21 protein-coding genes are annotated in these 23,279 nt (G+C 60.1%); 18 read left to right on the top strand and 3 right to left on the bottom strand.

Annotated elements, in window-relative coordinates:
- Positions 1–168: 168 nt before the first annotated feature.
- A complete protein-coding gene (locus HAP41_RS20185; RefSeq protein WP_175618099.1) occupies positions 169–1,155 on the bottom strand; it encodes an aldo/keto reductase in 987 nt (328 codons plus the stop codon).
- A gap of 376 nt (positions 1,156–1,531) precedes the next feature.
- Here HAP41_RS20185 and HAP41_RS20180 point away from each other — a divergent pair, with 376 nt between their 5' ends.
- Entirely contained in the window at positions 1,532–2,539 is a 1,008-nt protein-coding gene (locus HAP41_RS20180; RefSeq protein WP_166097372.1) for an NAD-dependent epimerase, read from the top strand.
- Between the two features lie 392 nt (positions 2,540–2,931).
- Positions 2,932–3,168, top strand: a complete 237-nt coding sequence (locus HAP41_RS20175) for a DUF6894 family protein (RefSeq protein WP_028147263.1) — start codon at positions 2,932–2,934, stop codon at positions 3,166–3,168.
- 115 nt (positions 3,169–3,283) lie between these two features.
- Here HAP41_RS20175 and HAP41_RS20170 read toward each other — a convergent pair whose 3' ends face one another.
- On the bottom strand, positions 3,284–3,937 hold the full coding sequence (locus HAP41_RS20170; RefSeq protein WP_248577217.1) for a LuxR C-terminal-related transcriptional regulator: 654 nt from the start codon (positions 3,935–3,937) through the stop codon (positions 3,284–3,286).
- A 621-nt stretch (positions 3,938–4,558) separates the two neighbouring features.
- Between HAP41_RS20170 and HAP41_RS20165 the strand changes: the two genes are divergently transcribed.
- Both HAP41_RS20165 and HAP41_RS20160 read left to right on the top strand, forming a co-directional pair.
- Positions 4,559–5,365 (top strand): LuxR C-terminal-related transcriptional regulator, encoded by an 807-nt coding sequence (locus HAP41_RS20165; protein WP_166097380.1) that lies wholly within the window; start codon positions 4,559–4,561, stop codon positions 5,363–5,365.
- A gap of 314 nt (positions 5,366–5,679) precedes the next feature.
- Entirely contained in the window at positions 5,680–6,927 is a 1,248-nt protein-coding gene (locus HAP41_RS20160) for a hypothetical protein (RefSeq protein WP_071915345.1), read from the top strand.
- A gap of 18 nt (positions 6,928–6,945) precedes the next feature.
- Here the strand turns inward: HAP41_RS20160 and HAP41_RS20155 are convergent, their stop codons facing one another.
- Entirely contained in the window at positions 6,946–7,944 is a 999-nt protein-coding gene (locus tag HAP41_RS20155) for a glycosyltransferase family 2 protein (RefSeq protein ID WP_166097385.1), read from the bottom strand.
- 358 nt (positions 7,945–8,302) lie between these two features.
- On the opposite strand from HAP41_RS20155, the gene HAP41_RS20150 reads away from it, so the two are divergent.
- The 14 genes from HAP41_RS20150 (at position 8,303) to HAP41_RS20085 (ending at position 23,098) form a co-directional block, all read left to right on the top strand.
- Positions 8,303–9,220, top strand: coding sequence for an FkbM family methyltransferase (locus tag HAP41_RS20150; protein WP_166097388.1), 918 nt, complete (start codon positions 8,303–8,305; stop codon positions 9,218–9,220).
- A gap of 259 nt (positions 9,221–9,479) precedes the next feature.
- On the top strand, positions 9,480–10,784 hold the full coding sequence (locus tag HAP41_RS20145) for a lipopolysaccharide biosynthesis protein (protein WP_166097390.1): 1,305 nt from the start codon (positions 9,480–9,482) through the stop codon (positions 10,782–10,784).
- A gap of 56 nt (positions 10,785–10,840) precedes the next feature.
- Positions 10,841–10,999 carry a hypothetical protein gene (locus tag HAP41_RS20140; RefSeq protein WP_223153622.1) on the top strand — a complete coding sequence of 53 codons (159 nt, stop codon included), beginning with the start codon at positions 10,841–10,843 and terminating at the stop codon, positions 10,997–10,999.
- Complete coding sequence (locus HAP41_RS20135) at positions 10,992–11,894, top strand: thioesterase domain-containing protein (protein ID WP_223153623.1); 903 nt, start codon at positions 10,992–10,994, stop codon at positions 11,892–11,894. Before HAP41_RS20140 ends, HAP41_RS20135 begins: the two co-directional genes overlap by 8 nt.
- Complete coding sequence (nadE, locus tag HAP41_RS20130; protein ID WP_166097395.1) at positions 11,848–12,858, top strand: NAD(+) synthase; 1,011 nt, start codon at positions 11,848–11,850, stop codon at positions 12,856–12,858. The genes HAP41_RS20135 and nadE overlap by 47 nt, the downstream gene beginning before the upstream one ends.
- Before the next feature lie 5 nt (positions 12,859–12,863).
- A complete protein-coding gene (asnB, locus tag HAP41_RS20125) occupies positions 12,864–14,891 on the top strand; it encodes an asparagine synthase (glutamine-hydrolyzing) (RefSeq protein WP_166097402.1) in 2,028 nt (675 codons plus the stop codon).
- On the top strand, positions 14,888–16,450 hold the full coding sequence (locus HAP41_RS20120; RefSeq protein ID WP_166097404.1) for a class I adenylate-forming enzyme family protein: 1,563 nt from the start codon (positions 14,888–14,890) through the stop codon (positions 16,448–16,450). The genes asnB and HAP41_RS20120 overlap by 4 nt, the downstream gene beginning before the upstream one ends.
- A 50-nt stretch (positions 16,451–16,500) precedes the next feature.
- The gene (locus HAP41_RS20115) at positions 16,501–16,779 is read left to right on the top strand and encodes an acyl carrier protein (RefSeq protein ID WP_166097407.1); all 279 of its coding nucleotides are present in this window, start codon (positions 16,501–16,503) and stop codon (positions 16,777–16,779) included.
- A gap of 341 nt (positions 16,780–17,120) precedes the next feature.
- Positions 17,121–17,837: a nucleotidyltransferase family protein gene (locus tag HAP41_RS20110; RefSeq protein ID WP_166105892.1), complete on the top strand. Its 717-nt coding sequence runs from the start codon at positions 17,121–17,123 to the stop codon at positions 17,835–17,837.
- Between the two features lie 45 nt (positions 17,838–17,882).
- A complete protein-coding gene (locus HAP41_RS20105) occupies positions 17,883–19,022 on the top strand; it encodes a DegT/DnrJ/EryC1/StrS family aminotransferase (protein ID WP_071915351.1) in 1,140 nt (379 codons plus the stop codon).
- Entirely contained in the window at positions 19,019–19,756 is a 738-nt protein-coding gene (locus HAP41_RS20100) for a sugar transferase (protein ID WP_166097410.1), read from the top strand. The genes HAP41_RS20105 and HAP41_RS20100 overlap by 4 nt, the downstream gene beginning before the upstream one ends.
- 12 nt (positions 19,757–19,768) lie before the next feature.
- Complete coding sequence (locus HAP41_RS20095; RefSeq protein ID WP_166097412.1) at positions 19,769–20,809, top strand: NAD-dependent epimerase/dehydratase family protein; 1,041 nt, start codon at positions 19,769–19,771, stop codon at positions 20,807–20,809.
- Positions 20,810–20,874: 65 nt separating this feature from the next.
- Positions 20,875–22,146 (top strand): polysaccharide biosynthesis/export family protein, encoded by a 1,272-nt coding sequence (locus tag HAP41_RS20090; RefSeq protein WP_085401006.1) that lies wholly within the window; start codon positions 20,875–20,877, stop codon positions 22,144–22,146.
- 289 nt (positions 22,147–22,435) lie between these two features.
- Entirely contained in the window at positions 22,436–23,098 is a 663-nt protein-coding gene (locus HAP41_RS20085) for a helix-turn-helix transcriptional regulator (RefSeq protein ID WP_166097414.1), read from the top strand.
- The last annotated feature ends 181 nt before the right edge of the window (positions 23,099–23,279 follow it).

Raw genomic sequence — 23,279 nt, 5'->3', positions numbered from 1 at the left:
TCAGCGAGACGCTCAAGCTAGCCGCCTCCCGGCCGCCCGCGCGCCTGTCGAACATCGTCGACAAGATTGGCGAGTAGTATCGTGGGACGTGAATTCTAACACACGTGGCCGCCGATTGTATGATGATGACGGAGTAGACCTCATGCCCATTGGCTCTGCACTTGATCGCTACACCGGCACACGCTTGACCAATCGTTCGGTTTGCCGCGGCCCGTTCGAGAGCTCGGCGACGATGCGATTGAGCAGATGAAGCGCCGGGATTTGCGCTGACCGGCGCAGATTGAACGCGAGATGCTCTTTCCGAAACATCGAAAACAGTGAGACTCCTGCCGAGTTCGTTGCCAGCGCATAATCCACGGCGAAGGCAGCGGCGATCTCGGTGAGGTCGCCCCGGTATCCCATCTCGTAAAGGCCGTTCAGTATTTCCTTCTCCGATCCCAGCCTCGCGACAAGCGGATCGACGCTCGAAAATGATCCATACGTGACAAGCGTCCTGCGCCGCGCAATCTCCGTCGATCTCTGAAGATTCGGCTCGAGCGGATTATTCGCGATCTGTATCAGCCGGTATGGTAGCGATTCATGGAGGTCGTCAATTCCGCCCTCGTTATTGCCCGCAATCGAAATGGCGCGGGCCTTCCCGTCCTGGACGATGCGCTCGACCGCTCGAATGATGTCTTCGCGAACGACCTCTTCGCGGGTGGGACGGTGGAGAGCAAGCACATCTACATAATCCGTGCGGAGTCGCCTCAAGCTGTCCTCGATGCTCGTCCTGATCAGCTCGGCCGATAGCGGCACTTTGAAGGGCTTCGATTTCATTGCGGAGAGGCGCGGTTGGATCCCGGGAAACACCGCAAGAGCGGCGCGCGCGATCGGCTTCAGGATCCGCTTAACGGCGGAGGTATCACGCGGGCGCATCCCGACCTTTGTGCAGATATGGACGCTGCCGCGCTTGCTGGATACGAACTGGCCCAAAATAGACTCGGCCATCCCATCGCCATACGAAGGCGCCACGTCGTACCAGGTTATTCCGGCGTCGTATGCGCGCTCGAGCCCCTCGATCCCCCTGCGAGCCCCAACGCGCCCCCCGAGCGACGCGCAGCCGAAACCGATGCTCGATACATTCGCGCCGAGAGCATCAACACGGACCATCTTCATCGCAAGCACCCCTGACCACGCCGTTTGCGCTCAAGTCACCGACGTCGATCGTTCGACAGCGCGTACTCCAAGCCGACGGCCACGTCGGGCAAGCCCGCCGCCGAAACATCTCTGCAGGTTTGCCTGGCTTCATCTTCATGCAAATGGATGATGACGGGGTTCGCTCGGACATTACATACGCTACGCCCCTGGAATTTGAGACAGTGGCGGGGATGCGCGGAGTAGTCCGTTCGAACGGCTGCTGGCAGCTCGGCTCCGCCGCCATCGTCAGGTGTGCTCATTTGCGCAATCGAGATGCGGCGCGATTGAGAGTTAACTTTCTGCGATCGATGGCGCCTTCTTCGCCGTTCGAAACTCCATCTAACTTGGACAGCGAATGTCATCTCGCTCAGAACAAGTTGCCGACGACGTTCTGGTGACCGGAGCTGCTGGCTTCATCGGTTTTCATGTCGCCCGTCGGCTGCTCGACGAGGGACGCCGGGTCGTCGGATTGGACAACATCAACAGCTACTACGATCCCGCCTTGAAGCGCGCGCGTCTCGACATTCTGCGCCGCGATCCGCGTTTTTCCTTCGTGCAGATCGATCTTGGACATCGGTCGACGATGGCCGAGTTGTTCGCAAAACATCGTTTTGCGAGAGTGGTCCATTTGGCCGCTCAGGCCGGCGTCCGGCATTCGATCGATCAGCCGCACGCTTATGTCGACGCCAATCTTGAGGGGTTCCTCAACGTCCTCGAAGGCTGCAGGCATAACGCCTGTGGTCATTTGATCTACGCATCGTCATCGTCCGTGTACGGCGCCAATGCCGAGTTGCCATTTTCGACCCGGCATAGGGCCGACCACCCCGTCAGCTTCTATGCCGCGACGAAGAAAGCCAACGAGCTGATGGCCCATTCTTACAGCCACCTGTACCGGCTCCCGGTCACCGGCTTACGATTCTTTACGATCTACGGCCCGTGGGGCCGGCCCGACATGGCGATATTCCTGTTCGCCGACGCGATCGTTAAAGGCAAGCCGATCAAGCTCTTCAACCATGGCAAGATGCGGCGCGACTTCACCTATGTCGACGACGTCACGCGCGTCATCTCGCGGCTGATCGAGCGCGCTCCGGAGGACAACGCCGATGCGGCGGGCGCACCGGCCAAGCTCTACAATGTAGGCAATAACCGCCCGGAAGCGCTGATGCACGTCCTCGAATTGATCGAGAAAGAGCTGGGACGAACCACGGCGAAGGAAATGCTGCCAATGCAGCCTGGGGATGTTCCGGAAACGTTTGCCGACGTTGGCGATCTCATGCGCGATACCGGCTTTTCGCCCTCCACCCCTATCGAAACCGGCATATCCAATTTCGTCCGCTGGTATCGCGACTACTACCGGATATGATTTTTCGAGATCATCTCCCCAAGGGTCAAACCGTCCGCTCCCGATCGATCGGAGTATCGGTTGCAACTTCTGCGCGGCGGTGATGGACGACCAGGCGGGACTTGCGAAGAAAAGAGCGCGGCCCCGGCGGGGGCATTGGGGATTCGCAGGGCCGGGGCCGCAACGCTGCGCCGAAGTGGGCTCCGTCGACGCAACATCATCGTAGTCCTCGAGAAGCAATTGTTCATTCTGAATTCGTGATCATAGAGATCAACGTCGGGGTACCCATCAATGATGATTGAGCCCTCCTAGAATAGCCGCTTGCTATGCGCGCCCCTGCGATGCGAAATCTTGACCGTGATGCGGGGGGCTCGCTGCAGTCATCGGAATGTTCGCGTTGTCCGGAGACATCCATGCCGCGGTATTTCTTTCATATCCACGACGGTCATTCAGTGCTCGACGATGTCGGACTTGATCTCCCCGACATTTCCGCGGCACGGACCACTGCGATCGAACTGAGCGGCGAGATCCTCAAGCACGACGTGATGGACCCACTCCTGCATTACATTTCCTGGCAGGTGGAAGTCAGCGACAGCCCCGAGCTTGGCGGCCGGTCGCTGTTCGTTCTTCAGTTCTCCATCGAGGGATAAGAGACCGAAAACGCAGCTTTGCCGGCGCTTGCGCAATCTGAAGGTGCAATAGTCGCTCGGCTGGGCTTCGGCGAAATGCCCGCATATCGCACTGCAAACAGTGCGAGATGATGTCTTAGCGTTCCCCGGGCACCGGATCCGATCCAGCATGCGCCGGTTTGTCCTGCGCCGAATTGGCGCGGTCATCCTGCGAGATGGCGAGGGCCGCAAGCGCAGTGCGATTCCCGATTTCAAGCTTCTGGAAAATGTTGTGGAGGTGAACCTTGATGGTGCCGTCCGCAATGTTGAGCCGGCGGCCGATTTCCTTGTTGGACAGGCCACGAGAGACCAGGCGCATGATCTGCCGCTCGCGCTCGGTGAGCGCCGCGAGCGCACTTTCCGGATTCGGACTGTGCTCGCGAGGCGCGGCCTGATCGGTGGGTGATAACGGAACAACGGTCTGACCGTTGGCAATGTCTCGCAAGCCTTGCACCACGGCTTGGCCTGTCATCTCCTTGAGAAGGACACTGTACCCGGCGGGGGCGCCCGCCAACACAAGATCATAGTCCTCGCTGGGCGCGAAGAACACAAACCGCGTTGGTCGGCTGTCCGAATGGCTGAGCGAATTGTTCATCAGCGCGGTCAGCTCCGGCATTGCCGCATCCATGATCGCTATGTCGGGCGCAAGCGTCAAAATTGCCTGGATGCAACTCGCAGCATCGCCGCAGGATGCAACGACCTCAAAATCGGATTCTGAACCGAGAACACTTGCGAGACCCTGCAAAACCATTGGGTGTCGGTCTGCAATCACTACAGTCGCACGACGCATCGGGCGCTCCCTAACCTGCCGCCCCCAAAATTCCCGCGATTGAAGCTACAGGCCCCCGCCCTTGCCGCTCCAACATCAATTGATCACCAACAAATAAACTTCGAGCAATTCCCTAAAGTATCATTTGGCGTAGCGGACCTATGAGGCAAATAACCGCACGAGTCTGTGATCGCAATATACATCAAGTTCGCCGGATCAAAGGGCCGTATGAACCCGGTGGTCACGGCTCACAACCGCTGGAGAGCGGTCTTGCCACTTGGCAAGTTCGAAAGCATCGCGATGGAGCAAGGCTTTCGCGAACGGATTCACCCGCTCAGGGCGAACATTCAAAGGTTGAATCAGTATTCTCTTTCGCCCCCAAGTCAATCTCTGACGGCCGTTCACCAACAGCTTGGGGACCCATCGGCCTATAACCAAAGGTATATAGGCAAAATCGAAAGATCGAATCTAACCTTCAGCAATTATTAACTAAACGGCGCCCGGCTTCTGCAAATCAGAAAAACCGGGCCATGAGACGCTTTGTTCCTTTTCCTGCGTGTTTTTCATTCAAGTTGTGTCATTGCGTTGGTTGCGGAGGGTAAGATGAGGAGGCGGCAATCCTGCAAAGTTGTTTTGATCGGACGAAATATTTTGCTGCGAGAGGGAATTTCTCAAATACTGCATGCGGCAGATTTTCAAATTGCGGTCTCGGCCTCGAGCACCGATGAAGTTACAAGCATACTCCAGGCACATCAGCAGCTCCTGTTTGTGATTATCCACAGCACCGGCGAATTCGATGCAGCCATGAAGCACATCGGGTTTGTAAGAGAGCACTATCCGGACGCGCGCGTCGCGATCGTTTCGGACCACTACCGGCCGGATGAGTTGATCGCGGCCTACAAGGCCGGCGCCAGCGGCTACTTCGTCGACGTCAATTCATGCGACGCTTTCATCAAGTCCATCGAACTCGTGACGATGGGCGAGACGGTGTTTCCACCGGCTTTCCTGTCATTCGTGCTCGATAGCGGTTTCGATCGCGAGCCTCAGCTTCAGCCAGCGATCGAAGAGCGATCAAATCTCCTCGTTGCGGCCGAAGAACGGATAGCACCTCATCTGTCACCGCGAGAGCGGGCGATTCTCTCCTATCTGATCGAGGGCAATTCCAACAAGTGCATTGCGCGAAAGATCGATATTGCCGAGGCGACCGTGAAGGTTCACGTCAAGGCGATCCTGCGCAAGATACGGGTCCAGAACAGGACGCAGGCCGCAATTTGGGGAATGAACAACGGATCACTGGTGCGGGTCTCGAATGGTCACGCGCTGCCGTTGTCAATCGATCGGGAACCTACGCTCAGCCTCGTGTCAAGCGACCGCGGACGTCACGAAATCGGCGCCGCAGAGCCGGACTAGCCTGGCGGATCGGCCTGACGCCCATCAAGCCCTCAACAAATGCTGGGCGGCGCCTATACGCGCCGCCCAGCTAACCGCGCCGGACTGATCTATCGATCGAGAGGATCAGAACCTGCCCGTGGAGCGGCAACATTTCGTGGGGCGTCTCCTGCATTCAAATGATGCGCGCTGGGACCGAGCGGCTAGAACGCATCGTCGAACCAATAGTCCTGGTCCCCGCAGGAGCCTGGTGACCGGCAAGCATCGAACCTTGTATCGATCGCTTGCCCACCCGGATGATCCGAGCCCCCTGCTTGCCATGGAGCAAGATACGGATGTCTCCGTCCCTCTACACGCGAATTGGCCTGGCCGGCGCCGTGGCCGTCGTGCTTGCATTGGCGGGCATCGCCGCCGCACAGACGCTTGCAAAGACCAAGCTGACTACTGCCAGCAGCATGAACTTGCCCGATTATCTCGTTCCGGTCACCGATCCCGACACCGGCGCCACGATCGTCCGGATAACAACCCCGGGGCCCTTGGGCGCTGGCCTGGCCTGCCAACGAGCCTATTGCACCCACCGATATTCGAGCGCGCAGGCCTGGAACGCAGACCAGACTCTGCTTCTGATCGCCAACGGTTGTAACGGGCTCTGCTTTCTGGACGGACGGACATACGTTCCGCTGTTCCGCCGGCAGCGTGAAGACGAGTGCGAATGGCACCCGCGCGATCCCGAGCGCATGATATGCGTGATCGGGCGCAAGATCTCGCTCTGGACGCCGCGAACCAATGCCGAAGAGATCATGCTGATGGCCGAGGGCTATCGCGGCCTTCAGTTCGGACCGGGCAAGGGCAATCCCTCTCAGGATGGCCGGCGCATCGCCGTGCGGGGCACGCGCGCCGACGGCGTCGTCGTCGCATTCGCGTTTGACCTCGTGAGCCGACAGAAGTTTCCGGATATCGAAGTGGGGAAACTGCCCGGGCGAGACGGCGTTTGCGAGATATCTGCCCTGGGCAGCTACATCAGATGCAGCCGCTGGGTCGACGGAAAGGATGAGGCATTCATCTATACCGTCGCAGGCGATCTGGTGCAGAGCTGGACCGAACATCATCGTCCGAGTCATGGCGACATGGCCGTGGACACAGACGGACGCGAGATATACGTCGGAATCAGCAAAGCTGATCCCGACATATACCAGGTGATCAAGCGCCGGCTGGATGACGGCGTGGTTACCGCCCTTGCTCCGCGTGGAGAGGCCTCGCATGCGTCCACGCGCGCGATCCACTGGCCCGGCTGGGTGATTCTAAGCTATGGCGGCGATCCAGCCGAGATCGCCCAGCTACCAAAGTTTGCGCCCTTCGCTCGGGAAGTCATTGCTCTGCGAATTGACGGCAGTGGCGAATTCCGACGCATTGCGTACACACGCAACGTCCCGCACGACTACTGGAGCGAGACTCACGGCTCGCCGTCGCCTGACGGTTCCCAGGTGATCTGGTCGAGCAATTGGGGGGTAGCGGGCGGCCCCGTGTTCGACTTCGTAACACGTCTCGATGCCCCCGATCGGACCAGCGCCCTGTCCCGATAATGATCGGCGGCGGCTCCGTCAGGCGTGACCCACACGAGCTAGTGAGCCCGCTGCCGATGTACGCGCTCGCGCCCGGATCGCCTTGTTGGCTGCCTTGATAACCGAGGGACGCAGGATCTGGAGCGCGTCCCGGATCGTCGCCCCCCAGGACTGGTGGCGAAATCTTCCGCGCAATCTTGCAACCCGCAATGCACGCACGACCGTTTCGGGATCCGGAAGCCCTTGCTTGTCCTCGACCAGGCTCCAGGTCAGATTCTTGAGATCAAGGGTCTCCTCATCGATCTGAGAGAACGATTTGGAAGCGGTAATGTTCGCGTGGTCCGTCATATCGTAGAAGATCAGGCCGTCGTCGATCGCCACCATGTCGCCATGACAGGCGAGGTCGACGAAGAACAGCTGGTCCACTCCCCACCGGATCGACTTGTAGTTTCGCATCAGACAACCCGCCTGGATGACCTCGCTGTTGATCAGCAGGGTCGACGGAACAATTCCCAGCACCCGGGTCTTGCCGACCAAATAGAGATCAGTCAGGCACTGCTGGCTCGAATACCGCGTAACCTGCCCTCCCCGGCGGTATTTTATGCCTTCATCCTGAACGAGATGAGATGTGGAGGTCATGAACGCAGCGGTGGGGTACGTCCTCGCCAATTCCGCAAAAGTCTCGAGCGATCCCGGCACCAGCCAGTCGTCGTCATGCAACACTTTGATCCAATGACCGCGACATGCGAGCATCGCGCTGTTCGTATTCTCAACCTGGCCCCGTCCTCGGTGGTTCTGGACAATTCGAATACGGGAATCGCTCCGAGCGTATTCAGACAGAATGCTCCAACTGACGCCTTTTGGACCCTCGTCGTCGCTGATCACCATTTCCCAGTCGGCGTAATTCTGCTGCAGCACGCTTTCAATCGTACGGCGTATCATATCCGGTCGACGGAAGGTTGGTATGGCCACCGAAATCATGGGGCGGGCGTCCGGATCTCGAATGCCCTCCGACCCGTCGTGCTGCAACAGGTTCATTGCTTTTCCCTCAAGCTCAGTTCATGTCATTCAAGCAGTCGGCCCCGACGAACCCGCGATCGGCTCCGCAAAACACCGACCTCATCGCGTTGCACCGCGTCCTTCTTGATGAGCAGTGAACGTCAAGACCGACCGAATTACACACGACGAACGCTAGGTAGCGGCATGGGACTGGTCATCCTTCATTCGCATGACGATGATTATCCCCAGACGCGAGGTCTCGAAGCGGTCAGCTCGGTCGGCAGGATCACTGCGGGACCGGGAGATCCGGAATCGAACGATCGATACCATCATGCAAATGAAGGATGGCCGGGCGCCCCGGTCAGCCTACGCTCTCCCGAGCAGCTAACCGCTAGAGATGGGTGGCCCCTTGCACAAATTGCATCAACTGCTCGCTCGAATTCAAGAGGAGCCCGACAAGGCTCGGTTCCTGCTATCGCGCGGACTGTGGGTGAGCGGACTGTGCCGCTTTATCACCTTCGGCTTTCCTGCCGGATACAGAATGCGTTTCTATCCCAGCTCCATGTCCGCAGGACTCTGGCGCAACCGGAACCTTCGCGCCGAAGACGCCGACTTCGTCGGATCTTACCTGCAGCCCGGAGAAACCTTCGTCGATGTCGGCGCGAATGTCGGACAGTTGAGCCTCGCGGCCGCCATGCGGGTTGCCCGATCCGGACGAGTCATCGCTATCGAAGCACATCCGCGCATCTGCAAATACCTGCTGGGCAACATTCGCCTGAACGGATTGACCGTCGAGGTCCACAACACGGCGATCGGCAGCACGGAAGGCGAGCTCGTCTTCACGGACTTTCGGAGTGACGACATGAACTTCGCATGCGCTACTCCTCCGGCCGGCATCGCGGCGCTCCGAGTTCCAGTACGAACGCTCGATTCGATCGTCGGAAATCGGGCGATCGATCTCCTGAAGGTCGATGTCGAAGGGTTCGAAGTCGATCTTCTCAAGGGCGCCGCCCAGACCATTTCCAATTGCCGATGTCTGTACATAGAGGATTCTGAGCTCAACCTTCGGCGGGCCGGCACCTCGCGTGCGGAGCTGTATGACCGACTGACCGATCACGGGTTTGAGCTCTTCCATCTCAGGGCGGGACGACTCGAGCCAGCGTCTCCCGACATACCAGGACCGGACGACGATAACCTGATCGCCGTCAGACCATCCGCCTTGTCGGACTTGCTCGCGCGGACCGGCCTTCGGCTTGCACAGCTCACGTCCCCATCGCCTGTAGATCGGCGTCTCCCGTCGGCGCGGCTTGCGTGAGTATCCATCATCCGCCCACAAGCCACGCGCATCACAGCTGGGTTCCGGCCCCACGATCGGGCTCCATGCGTCGTCTATTCCGCAAGCACGAGCTGTTCATGCAAACTCTCCTTCGATTCCGCGACACTTCAGTCAGCGTCATGCGAACGAATGATGGCGCGCGCCCCTCTCCATCCTACGATCGAATCGAAATAGATCGCACCGTCATCGCGACGATCTTGCCGTTTTTGAAATGAATTCTGGACCGAGGAAGTTCTTCATGGCCGCGAAACCGGCGACCGGTCCGACGCGGACAGGGGCTCTTGTTCGTGCAGCGGCGGGCGTCTCCGCCCTCGCACTCACCGGCCAGCTCATGCTCGTAGCGGCCATTCCCATCCTTACCCGGCTCTATTCGCCGGAGGATTTTGGAATATTCACGATCTATCTCTCAATCGTAAACATCGTCGGCGCGATAGCCGGACTTCGCTTCAGCACGTCTCTGTATGTGGTTGAGGACAGAGCTCACGCGCTGGTCGCGCTCAAGCTCACGCTCGTGGCGGTCTGCTTTACGACCTCTGTTGTGCTAACCGCGGGATACCTGCTGTCGGACGTGGTGCCAGCACGACTGCAACATCTTACCTACCTCGTACCCATCGGGATGGCTGCGGTCGGCGTTGCCGACGCAATGAACTGCTGGTGCTTGCGCTTCAATCATATGCGTGACTTCGGCATGGGCCGCCTGATCCTGCCGGCGTCGATGGCAGTGCTCCAGGTGAGCTTCGGCCTCGCGCACCTCGGGGACGGCGCAATGATCCAAGCCCACATCCTGAGCCAGGCTGTGTTGATCGCATTTCTCTGCGTCCGGCTCCTGAAATGGGAGGACATCCGCCGCATCGCGCAAGCCCCGTGGGGTTCGGTCGCGGCGACGGCGCGGCGAGAGTACAAATTTCCCCTGTTCGAGCTGCCCTCGGCCCTTGCGGGATTCGCGATCATCAATCTCCCCGCAATCTTCATAGGCTCGCTATTCGGTACCGCATTCGCGGGGCATTTTGGCGTCGCCGCCCGTCTCGTGACCGGTCCGGTCACCCTGATCGCCTTGCCGCTCAGCAATGTCTTCGTCGCCGAGGCCAGCAAAGACTTCGACCGTCATCATCTGCTCGGCACCGCATGCGGCCTGTTGGTCGTTGCGGCCGGCCTGATCGTTCTGCCGGTGCTCGGCCTTGGATTTATCTCCCCCTACGTCGTCGTTCCGCTGCTCGGAGAATCCTGGATACCTACGGGTCAGATCATGGGCGCCCTGGCGCTCATGTGCGCCGCACAAGCCTTGTCGACGCCCATTCAGGAAGTTCCGACTCTTTTTCGCCGTCAGGAACTGCGTCTGCTTGTTGATCTGGTGCGGGCCGTGTTTGTATTTGGCCCGCTTCTCATCGGTGCTCACCTCGGCCTCGACCCGTTGCAGGTGATCTACATGATGGCCGCCGGAGGAGCTACCGGCTACGCCCTGGGAATTATCGTGGCGCTGTTTCTCTTGAATGGGCCTGGCGGCGCGCGGACGTCGGGCGCACCGATCAATGGGCCTGTGTGACCCAGAGGGTCGAAAGAGCACGCCCCGAACTTCGCGTCCGCTCGAGGAGGCGGCACATGGACGACAGACGCGCTGGAGCGAAAATAACCAATTTCCTGGGCGCGACCATGTGCTTCATGCAAATGAATGATGAGAGGATTTTCAACGTCTTCATACTCCAATTTTGGAGCTCGGTCAGTCGGTTGCATGCCAATGAAGCTACGGCCATTGATTGATACAGGCGAGGATTTGGCTTCTCCGCCCTCGTGCATTGTGGCGGCGGCGCCGCCCGTGCTTTTCCTACTGCCCGGCTCACTTGGTTATGGAGCCAGCCTCGCCGCCCTGACAGCCTCAATACGCGAAATTGCACATGTCGTTCCGATCCGCTACCCGGATCTCGGCAAGATATTGCAGGGTCAGGACAGCGTTTGCGATATGGCTGCTGCTGCCGTGGAGCAGATCAATCGCATCCAGCCGCGCGGCCACATCAGACTTCTCGGTCATTCGCTCGGTGGGGCGGTCGCCTTCGAGGTCGCGACGCGAATGTTTGCCGCCGGCCGCTCGGTGAAGTTCTTCGGAATTCTCGACACCAGCCTCATGGGCGAGCGCAGTTCTGCATGGGAGACGTTGACCCGCACGATCCGTCGAATCCGCAACAACCGGGTCACCGCGCCCCGGATGGTCTGCCGGGCCCTCGCCAAGGCAACCGTTGCGATCGGCCATGAAGCTAACCTGGCCCGGATGCTCGATCGCCGCGCGAAGGGGCAGTTCGATCTCACGTCGTTCAGGCTCAAGCAGGAATTGCAGGAAGTCTTGCGCGCGAAGGCCTACTTCCGCTGGTTGGCGGAGCCGAAATCGATGCTGCCGTTCTCCGCCGTTCTGTTCCGATGCCAGCGAAAGAAGATGCCGCAAACTCTGGGATGGGATCGTGCGTTTGCCCAGATCGATGTCGTCCCAAGCGCAGGCACTCACACCGATCTGGTCATGCCGCCCTACCTCGCGATGAACTTGCACCTCGTCCAGAAGGCGCTGTCGCAAACCTACTCACCGGCCGAGTTTCCCCAGAGAGAGGCGGATTGTTCAAGTGACCTTGCAAGCAGCACACAGCCAAACCGAACCCGCGTTCAGTAAAGACGCCCTGGTCCTGGATGCGCCATCCGAGGTCGCGCGCATCGTCGCGTTCTTGCGCGACCGTGTCCTTGGCGTGCTTGGCCGACGCGGAGCCATCGTCGGGCTTTCCGGCGGCATCGACAGCTCGGTGGTCGCAGCGCTCTGTGCGCGCGCATTTGGAAATACGAAGGTCCTTGGCCTGCTGATGCCCGAGCGCGATTCGTCGTCCGATTCGCTGAGACTCGGCCGGGCCGTTGCCACGCAACTGCGCCTCACGACGGTCGTCGAAGACATCGCACCGGCGCTCGAAGCATTGGGCGCGTACCGCCGGCAGCGAGAGGCGATCCAAGCCGTCGTACCCGAGTATGGAATCGACTGGAAGTGCAAGCTGGTGCTTGGCTCGGGCTCGGAGAGCGCCGGCATCAACATCACCCGTCTGACCGTACAAGACCCGGACGGCGAAACCTCCACCGTGCGTCTTCCGCCCGAGGTCTACCTGCAGATCGTTGCTGCAACCAACTACAAGCAACGGGTCCGGAAGATGACCGAGTACTATCACGCGGACCGCCTGAAATATGCCGTGATAGGTACGCCAAACCGGCTCGAGCACGATCAGGGCTTCTTCGTGAAGCAGGGTGACGGGGATGCGGACGTCATGCCGATTGCGCATCTCTACAAGAGCCAAGTCTACCAACTGGCCGAATACCTTGGCATCGACGACGAGATCAGGCGACGGCCGCCGACATCCGACACATTCTCGCTGCCGCAGAGCCAGGAGGAGTTCTATTTCGCTGCCCCGTATCGATTGACTGACGTTTGCATGTACGCGGTCAACCACGGCATTTCCGCCGACAACGTGGCCGAGGCCGTAGGTCTGGCCACAGCGCAGGTGCAGAAGGTATTCAAGGACATCACTTCCAAGCGTCGGGCGACGCGCTATCTTCACAGCCCGCCTCTACTCGTTGATGCGGTAATCGAGGACTAGACGGCATGTGCGGCATCGCCGGCATCGTGGCGCTGAGTGCGAACGCTCCGAGTCCTTCGCGGAGAGCGCTCTTGCGGATGGTCGGGGCGCTTGCACATCGCGGGCCAGACGAGCGAGGCCTCTACCGGGACCAACGCGCGGGCCTGGCGCACGCCCGGCTCTCGATCATCGACATAGCGGGCGGACAACAGCCTCTCTCCGATCCCGGCGGGCCCGCCTGGATCGTGTTCAACGGCGAGATCTTCAACTATGTCGAGCTGCGCGAGCAGCTGATCTCGCTCGGCCATCGCTTCCGCACCCGCAGCGACACGGAGGTCGTGATTCAGGCCTATCGCGCCTGGGGCGAGGCAGCATTCGAACGGATGAACGGGCAATGGGCCCTTGCCATCTGGGACGCCTCCGCCGGCCGCCTCGTCTTGTCCCGTGACCGGACCGGAATCTGTCCGCTCTATATCTGCAACCATCAAGGCCAACTCTACTTCGCCAGTGAGATCAAGGCCATCTTCGCGGCAAATCCGGCAATCCCTCGAGCGTTCGATCCGGCAGGCATCGACCAGACCTTTACCTTCTGGAGTAGCGTGCCGCCGCAAAGCGTGTTTCAGGGGATCACGGAAATTGAACCGGGACACGTCCGCAGTTACGTGCGCGGCGCGGTCCGGGACCGCGCATTCTGGACTCCGTCCTATGCGACCCGGTCCGACGAGCATCGCATTTTGTCTGCCGGCTGCAATGATGATGTGATCGATGCTGTGCGTAGAGCATTGGAGGCGGCTACGGCGCTCCGAATGGTGCGGTCCGACGTCCCCGTGGGAGGCTATCTCTCCGGTGGTCTCGACAGTTCGCTTGTTGCGGCATTGGGAAGCCGGTTTGCAGGCAGGCGCTTCCAGACGTTTTCCGTGCGCTTTGCCGACGCTGAGTATGACGAGACCTCCTATCAGCACCTAATGGCACGCACGATTGCGAGCGAGCACCACGAGCTCATGGTCTCGCGACAGGATATCGCCGAGGTATTTCCCAAGGTCATCTACCACACTGAGCGGCCAATCCTGCGGACCGCCCCTGCACCGCTGTTCCTGCTCTCGAAGCTCGTACGCGAGCGCGGCATCAAGGTCGTGCTGACCGGCGAAGGCGCAGATGAAATGTTCGCCGGCTATGATGTGTTTCGCGAAGGCAAGATCCGCCGTTTCTGGGGCCGCCAGCCGGCCTCAACGCGGCGCGCCGCCCTCCTGAGCCGGCTCTATCCCTACATCTCGCGATCGCCGGTCCACATGCAGGCCATCGCGCTAAAGTTCTTCGGACACGGCATTTCTGCCCCGGGTGCGCCCGGCTTTGCTCACTCTCCGCGTTGGCGCAGCACCAGCGCGATCAAGCGCCTGTTCTCCGAAGACATGCGCGCGGCGACCTCGCGAGCCGACCCGGTAACCGAATTGCTCGATCGTCTGCCGCCGGATTTCTCCCGCTGGACGCCGCTCGCACAAGATCAGTACCTCGAGACCAAGACGCTCCTGGCCGGATACCTGCTCTCCTCCCAGGGAGACCGGATGCTGATGGCGCACTCGGTCGAGGGACGCTTTCCATTCCTTGATGACGACGTCGTCGAGCTCGCGAACTCCCTTCCGGACGCCTGCAAGCTTCGTATCCTCGACGAGAAGCACGTCCTTAAGCGTGTCACACAGTCGCAGGTTCCACCAGAGATCGTCACACGCAAGAAGCAGCCCTACCGGACCCCCAATGCGCTCTGCTTCGTCGACAGGGATGCCCCCCCTTATGTCGACGAAGCGCTCTCAGGCGCAAGCGTCCGCGCCGCCAACATCTTCGACCCGGTGGCGGTCGAGCGGCTGCGCACCAAGTGCCAAGCCCATGCACACGCCGGCGATGGCGACCTGTCCAATTTCGACAACATGGCGCTCGTCGGCGTCCTGTCCACTCAGCTCCTGTTCCAGCAGTTCGTCGCGGACCGGCCGGAAGCACCGCATCGCCTCGAGCTCAGTGTGGACGTCGACCACCAGGACGTACCGGGAGTTTACGCATGATCAACAATCCCGTGCCGCTCCTGCACGATTACCTGATCAACTCGGCCCATCAAAACGGCGCGAAGGTCGCGCTCGTATGCGACGGTCATCGGGTCACCTACGACCAGTTCGAGGCGTGGTCGAATGCGGTCGCGCACCACCTGGTCGAGGCCGGCGTCGAGCGCGGCGATCGTGTGATGATCTTTGCCGACAACACCGTCGAGGCAGCCGTCAGTTTCTGGGCCGTCCTCAAGGCCAACGCGATCGTATGCCTCATCAACTCTCTCACGAAACCCGACAAGCTCGGCTATCTCCTCAACGACTGCCAGCCGACAGCGCTCATTACGCAAACGCGCCTTTACGCTACGTTCCGCGAACCTGCACGACATTGCCCTTCCTTGCGCCGCGTGATCGTGTCCGGCCCTATCGACGACGCCGATCTGAACGCGCTGCCGCATGCGGTACGATGGAGCACTGTAACGGCCACCGAGCACGACGCGGCACCAGCGCGCCGCTGCATCGATATCGATCTCGCCGCCATTGTCTACACCTCGGGCTCGACCGGCGAGCCCAAAGGGGTGATGCTGACGCATCGGAACATGATGACGGCGTGTACGTCGGTTTCGTCGTATCTGGACGTCCGTGACGATGAGGTCATCCTCAACGCTCTGCCACTCGCCTTCGACTACGGCCTGTATCAGATGATCATGGCCGTACGCGCCGGAGCACGCCTTGTTCTCGAACGCTCGTTTGCTTTCCCCGCCGAGACGCTTCGGCGTGTTGCGGAAGAGAGAGTGACGGGTTTTCCCGGCGTGCCGACGATGTTCTCGACTTTGCTGCACCTTGAGTCGTTGAAGAGCTACGATTTATCCAGCATTCGCTACGTGACAAGCACCGGTGCCACACTGCCGGTCCGGCACCTGGCGCAGCTGAGACACACGTTCCCCGGCGCCCGCATCTACTCCATGTACGGTCTTACCGAATGCAAACGCTGCACCTACCTGCCGCCGGAGGATCTCGATCGGAAGCCGTCGAGCGTAGGAATTGCCATCCCGAATACCGAAATGTGGATCGTCGACGAGCGTGATCAACGGGTCGGCGCCGGCATAGCCGGACAGCTGGTGATCCGCGGTGCGACCGTCATGAAGGGCTATTGGCGAAAGCCCGAAGCTACTGCCAAGAAACTCAAGCCCGGACCGCTTCCCGGCGAGCAGGTGCTTTACACCGGCGACTACTGTCAGATGGACGCCGACGGATATCTGTACTTCGTCAGCCGGAGCGACGAAGTCATCAAATCACGCGGCGAGAAGGTCGCGCCCAAGGAGGTGGAGAGCGCTTTGCTCGACATTCCCGGCATAAGAGAAGCGGCAGTCGTCGGCGTTCCCGACGATCTGCTCGGCCACGCGATCAAGGCCTTCGTGGTCATCGACCAGGTGCGGCCGATCGACGCCAAGCAGATCCAGCGAGAATGTCACAAGCGCCTCGAGAGTTTCATGGTCCCCAAGTACGTCGTTATCGTGCCGGAACTGGCGCGCACGGACACCGGCAAGATCAACAAGAGAGAGCTCATCACGGGATAGCTTGTGGACGACCAATCGACGCACCCGCTTTCATATGGAGCACCAACGCAATGACACTGGTCTTGGCACCCGACCGCTACAAGGAGCAGATCCGCGCCTTTCTGACATCGAATTTCTACATCAGCGACATCGCGGCGCTGAACGACGACGCGTCCCTGCTCGACCAGGGGATCATCGATTCGACCGGAGTGCTCGAGGTGGTCGGGTTCATCGAGACGACCTTCGGCATCGCCGTCGACGACAATGAGATCCTGCCCGAGAATCTCGATTCAATTCGGGGCATGGCACGCTACATCGCCAGCAAGGTTAACTTGGCCGCCGATACCTGACCGATCGGCGCGTTCGGCAAGCAAAGGAAACGAGCTGTCCTGTGACTCGATCGCGGCTTGGCGCCCCGGGGGTTCACCCGGCCGCCGAGTGCGGCGTTCTTTCGCCCTTCGCGAAGCCTTCCGCATGAGCCCCTTGGTCAAGGCGAATCCCGTGTCTTCCGGAGAGGCACGCCTCGACTGCACGACTGCGTGGACTACCCGCCGGCATTCCTCTGCCGTCCGATTCCAACGCTCTCATGCAAACGAACGAAGACGCAGGCATGGTTTGCTCCTACCTTTTTCCGTGAGAAGCATATCTCGTTTTTTTTGATGCGTATTTTTTTGAGTACATGGAGGTTCAGATGAAAGCGGTAGTTCAGTGCGGCGGCAGAGGAACTCGACTTCGTCCACATACGTCCATTTTGCCAAAACCCCTCATGCCAATCGGCGCCCGTCCCGTCCTCGAGCTCGTTCTCAAATGGTTGAGACGGAACGGGATCGGAGAGGTCTTCGTCACCACCGGTTATCTGGGCCATCTGATCCGCAGCGTCTGTGGTGACGGCAGCCAGTGGAACATGCAGATCACGTATACGCAGGAGCTCGAGCCGCTCGGCACGATCGGCCCGCTGTCATTGCTGCGAGAACAGCTCAACGAGCCGTTCCTGGTCCTCAACGGTGACGTCCTGACAGACCTGAACCTGAACCAGCTGATCCACAATCACCGAAAATCAGACGCCAACATCACCATCGGAACCTCCGTTCGGAGCACGAAGATGGACTTCGGTGTGATTGATGAAATCGATGGACGCGTGACCGGATTTCGCGAGAAGCCGGAGCTGACGAACCTCGTCAGCATGGGACTCTACTGCATGAATCCGGTCGTCCTCGAGCGCATTCCGTCGGGCGTCCCCTTCGGATTCGACGACCTGATGTTCCAGATGCTCGAGGAAGAAGCCCGCGTCAACGTCTTCAAGCACACTGGCCTGTGGCTCGACATTGGCCGGGTCGAGGACTTCCTGAAAGCCCAGGACATTGCGTGGGACGAGCAATCGACTGCATTCGCAACTGCGGCTGCGTGACGCAGCGTCACCCTTCGCATGGGGAATGAACGGGAAGAGGAACACATGCTGTTGGTATCAGAACCGGCCCTGGGAATTGATGAAAAGGAAGCTCTTGTTGCCGCGATCGATAGCGGCTGGATCACCATGGGGGATCGCGTACGGGAGTTCGAGCAAACGTTTGCACGCATGCACGGCGCCGAGGACTCGATTGCAGTCGGATCATGCACGGCCGCACTTCACCTCATCCTGCATGCGCTCGGCGTCGGCCCCGGCGATGAAGTCCTCGTTCCATCTCTCACGTTCGTTGCCACGGCCAATGCCGTGCTCTACGTCGGAGCACGGCCCGTGTTCGTCGATGTCCAATCCGGGGCAGTTCCCCTGATGTCCGCGGCCGATGCGCTCCGCAAGTGCACTTCGCGGACGAAAGCGGTGATCCTCATGCATTTTGGGGGCTACCTCGCTGATCGAGACGAGTGGCAGGCCTTCGCTCGCAGCAAGGGTCTGCTCCTGATCGAGGACGCCGCGCATGCGCCCGGCGTCAAGGGGGTCGGCACGTTTGGCGATGCAGCCGCATTTTCCTTCTACGGCAACAAGAACATGACGACTGCTGAAGGCGGCGCAATCATAACGCGTCACCGGATCTTGAACGACATGATCAAGCGCGCCAGGTCGCATGGCATGACCACCAACACGCGCCAGCGCCTCGTCAGCCGCAGCCCCGAATACGACGTGACGCTTCTTGGATTCAACTACCGCATGGACGAGTTGCGCGCCGCGGTCGGCCTGGTGCAGCTGCGTAAGTTGGCAGGTTGGAACGACGCCAGGCGGCATCTGTCGCTGCACTATCGGCGGCGGCTCGCCGAGCGTTGCCCTTCGGTCCTGGTGCCATTCAACGCGTCGTGGGTATCGGCCCACCATCTCATGCCGGTTCTTCTCCCCGCGGCAAGCGCGCGGCAGCCCCTGATCGAGCAGCTCAGCAAGCGCGGCGTTCAGACGACCATTCACTATCCGCCGGTGCATCGGTTGACGTTCTACCAGGACCAGTATCCGGGCATCAGCCTACCCAACACTGAGGATTTTTGCGGACGTGAGCTCACCTTGCCGCTCCATCCCGCGATGACTCCCGCCGACGTCGATCACGTGGCAGACAGCCTCGCGGATGGACTTCGGGTAACCTGTCCCGCGGAGGTCGAACAGGCATGAGCGAAACGGTCAATACGGGATGCGCTGGGCCGGCGGCTCCGGCCGTGCGTTTGCGGCGCGTCATCGATGTCCTCGGTGCCGGGACGGCCATATTCGTCTCGCTGCCGATCCTGTTGGTCATTGCGCTTGCAGTCTGGATCGAAGGCGGGCGACCGATACTGTATTCGCAACTCCGTCTCGGGCTGAACGGGGCGCCGTTCCGCATGTACAAGTTCCGGAAGTTCAGAGCCGATTGCGACGATCGCGGAAGTCCGCTCACGATGGTGAACGACAACCGCATGACGACGATCGGCGGGCTGCTGGCTGCATTCAAGCTGGATGAGCTACCGCAGCTCTGGAACATTCTGCGGGGTGACATGTCTTTCGTCGGCCCGCGACCCGAGACGCTCGTATTTGCCGACTGTTTCAGGAACGGATTCGAAAAGATCCTGGAACACCGGCCAGGCCTCGTCGGGCCGTGCCAGGTTCTCTTCCGGCATGAAAATGAGCTGTTCCCGCCGGACGGCAATGTGGCGGATTTCTATCGGGAGGTTCTGTTTCCCGCGAAGGCGAAGATCGACCTGGCATATTATTCCAATCGAACCGTCACGTCCGATCTCCGGTGGATCGTTCAGGCCGGCTGGATCGCCGTGGGGGAGCCGCTTCTCAACCGCATGCGAAGACCCCGACCGGAGAGCCAGAGCGGCATAGCGCCAACTGGCGGATCTGTCGGTGCGAACTTATTTCAAAAGTAGACGGGTGATCAAATGGTGACTGAAAAGCGAACTGTGCTTCTGGTAGGCGGTGCTGGTTACGTGGGCTCAGTGATCACGGGCCATCTCCTGAGAAAGGGTTGGCACGTCCGTTGCCTGGATCAGCTCATCTACAAGAACGAGAGCTGTGCCTGGCCTTATCTGAGCGTTCCGCAATACGAGTTCATGCAAGGCGATATTCGCGATCCCCGTTTCGCCAATAAAGCATTGAAGGGGGTGGATGACGTCGTTATCCTCGCCGGGCTCGTCGGCGATCCGATCACGAGCAAGTACCCCGATGAAAGTCACGCCATCAATCGCAATGGCGTCGCGTCCTTCATCGACGCGATGCAACACCATCCGGTCGATCGGCTGATCTTCGTGTCCACCTGCTCGAACTATGGGCTAGTGGAAGTAGACACGGCCGTCGACGAGAATTACCCGCTCGCACCACTCTCCCTTTACGCCAAGCACAAGGTGGAGATGGAGCAGAAGATCCTGGGTCTCAAGGGAAAGGCTGGATTCCATCCAACGGTTCTCCGCTTTGCGACGGCCTTTGGTCTTTCCTCGCGAATGCGCTTCGATCTCACGGTGAACGAATTTGTGCGTGAACTGCACCTGGGAAAAGAACTGCTGGTATTCGATCCCAACACCTGGCGTCCTTACTGCCATGTTCGTGATTTTGCCCGCGCGATCGAGGAAGTGCTCCGCGCGCCCACCAGCAAGGTCGCCTTCGAAGTCTTCAATGTGGGCTGCGAGGAAAACAACTTCACCAAGCTGATGGTCGTTGAGGAGATCATGCGGCACATTCCGCGATCGAAGGTGACCTATCAGGAGCGCGGCGCCGATCCCCGGAATTACCGCGTGAACTTCGACAAGATCCGTCGGGTATTGAATTTCACGCCCGAGATCAGCGTTCAGCAAGGGATCAGCGAAATCCTCGCTGCCTTGAGCCAGGGCCTGTTCGACCACGTCGAGGAGCAGAGGCACTTCTTCGGAAACTACGAGATCTTCCTTCCGACCGCCCTCATCCCGGATTTGAAGAGAGCCGGCTGAAGGATCCGATATCGGTGTCCCTAAATCGCGAGCGGCGAAGGCTCGGTTACATCGGGAGTTCGTCCATGAAGTGCAAGAAGCAAGGCAGACCCTCTTCCACCCTCCTGCTGGGCTCATGCGCGGCAGTTCTGTTTTTCGCGACAAGCGGGCTATCCCTTGCCGCGCCATACAAGCTGGGACCGGGTGATACCATCGAGATTTCGATCGGTGGCCTCCCCGATCAACGCAACCGCACGCAGATCCAGATCGACGGCACCATCCCGCTTCCGGGAGGGGGGACGGTTGAAGTTGCCGGCCTGACCCCGGCGCAGATGCAGAACCGCATCGAGACGCTGCTGCAGGCACGGATACTGCGTCAACGCCTGACCGACGGACGCGACCAGGCATTCGTGGTCAAGCCCGGCGACGTCATAGCAAGCGTCGTTGAATATCGGCCGGTCTATGTTTCCGGCGATGTTCTCACGCCCGGACAGCAGACGTATCGGGCTTCAATGACCGTGCGCCAGGCCGTGGCAGTGGCCGGCGGCTTCAGCCTGTTGCGGTCGCGTGGCATGCAGCCCGGCGCCACCGACCCTGCGGATCTTGTGCGGGACTACCAGTCCCTCGCCACCGAATACACCAAGGAATACTTCCATATCGTCCGAACCGGCGCGGAGCTTGATGGCCGCGACACGTTCGACGCCACGCCTCCAAGCGACATTTCGCTGCCCGCGGGTGTGATCGGTTCGGTCGTTCAAGCCGAGAAGGACTCTCTGAAGACCTCACAAAGCGACTACCGCACGGAACAACGCTTCCTGGACGACGCCGTAAAGCAAACGGACGCGCAGTTCGCTACGCTCAAGAAGCAACAGGAAGGTGAAGAGAAGGGCGTGCAGGCCGACGAAGAGGAGCTCGAACGGGTCATGAAGGCGTTCGGCTCCGGATTGCTTGCAAGTCCTCGTGTCAGCGAAAGCCGGCGCGCGCTGTTGCTGTCCTCGACCCGACGCCTGCAGACCAGCGTCGAACTCATGCGGCTCCAGCGCCAGCGTGAGGACTTCCTGCGGCAAGCGGGACGTGTCACCAGCCAGCGCACGATCAATCTGCTCAGGGAGCAGAAAGACTCGAACGTTCGATTGGCGGACTTGCGCGTGAGAATGCAGGCGCTCAGCCAGAAACTGCAGCCCATCGGCGGCTCGGGTGCCATCCCCGTCAATTCAGGCGAGCTCAATCCCGACGTGGTCGTCGTGCGGCGGCTCGGTCAACAGTGGGACAGGATAACCGCATCCGTCGACTTCGACGTGGAGCCAGGCGATGTGATCGAAGTCACATTGCGCCCTGCGCCGGCCTTCTCGAACTGAGCACGAACAGAGGTACTCCCTTAAGAGTAAGCAGGGCGCTCCTTCCGGAGTAGCTTCCGCATACCTCCATGGCTGCTCCCGCGAGGCTTAAACCCGCCTTGCTACCCCTTCAACCCGCGTTGCTACCTCTTCGTTGATCACAACCGGGTCGATGCCCGGAAGATCGGCAACTTTCACCCCCTCCGACGGCCGCGGGGTTACCCCCCATTCAACGTTGCCAGGCGTGGCAGAAGTTGGGAATCTTTGTGGCACGTTCACTCCATCGGGTCAGCGCGGCCGGGGGAATAAAATGTTGAACTTAAGCCAAGCATTGCCAAGGTCTACCATTGCTCTACAGCATCATTCTTCTGAATCGATATTCAATATTTCCAGTCCCGTTTCATCTGCTCACTCTGACGCCCAGAACCCCAAGCAGGACGGCTTGCGCGGGGTGCTCGCGCGGATCGGCTGCGGACAGGTCTTGCTCAGACGCGGCAAGGTTATCGAGCTCAGTCCGGCCGGCCGTGCAATATTGGAACGCGAAGCGCGCGTGGATGCGAGCCACGAAACGCTCTATGGCGCCGTCAAGCAACTGGTCCACCGCGCCGGCGCACAGTTTCCGGCAGGCTCGACTTCCTGGTTGGCAACATCCACCAAGGAAGGATTTACCGCGCTGATCAACCAGGTCGCGAATGCGTGGTCCGACGAGACCATCGCATTGATCCTGCTGGATCTCGACGCGCATCCGGAGCCTTCGCCGCGGACGCTGCAGCGATTGTTTGGATTCACCGCTGCCGAAACCCAGCTTGCTCTCGAGTTGGCGCGAGGCAACAACCTGATCGACATTGCTCGTTCGCGACGATTGAGTCGAACGACAGTACGCTCCCAGTTGGCTTCCCTGTTTGTTAAAACACAGACACGCCGGCAAGCAGACCTGATCGCGTTGTTGGGCCGCCTCGCCGTCCTGCCCTAGCGTGGACGCGGAATACGGTGTCGCGTTGTCTCGACTGGTCGGAGATCGACGTGCTTCGCGGCGCGTTCAGCAAACATGCACTCGCGCCGCGTCGTCTTTTCAGCCCTGTTCGAGCACGTCCGCCAACCGCTCACTTCCGCTGTCATGCGAATGAATGAAGACAGGCCGCGGCCACGTCCTA

Source organism: Bradyrhizobium barranii subsp. apii, from assembly GCF_011516635.5.
Taxonomy (GTDB): domain Bacteria; phylum Pseudomonadota; class Alphaproteobacteria; order Rhizobiales; family Xanthobacteraceae; genus Bradyrhizobium; species Bradyrhizobium barranii.
This window is presented reverse-complemented; position numbering and strand designations above follow the sequence as displayed.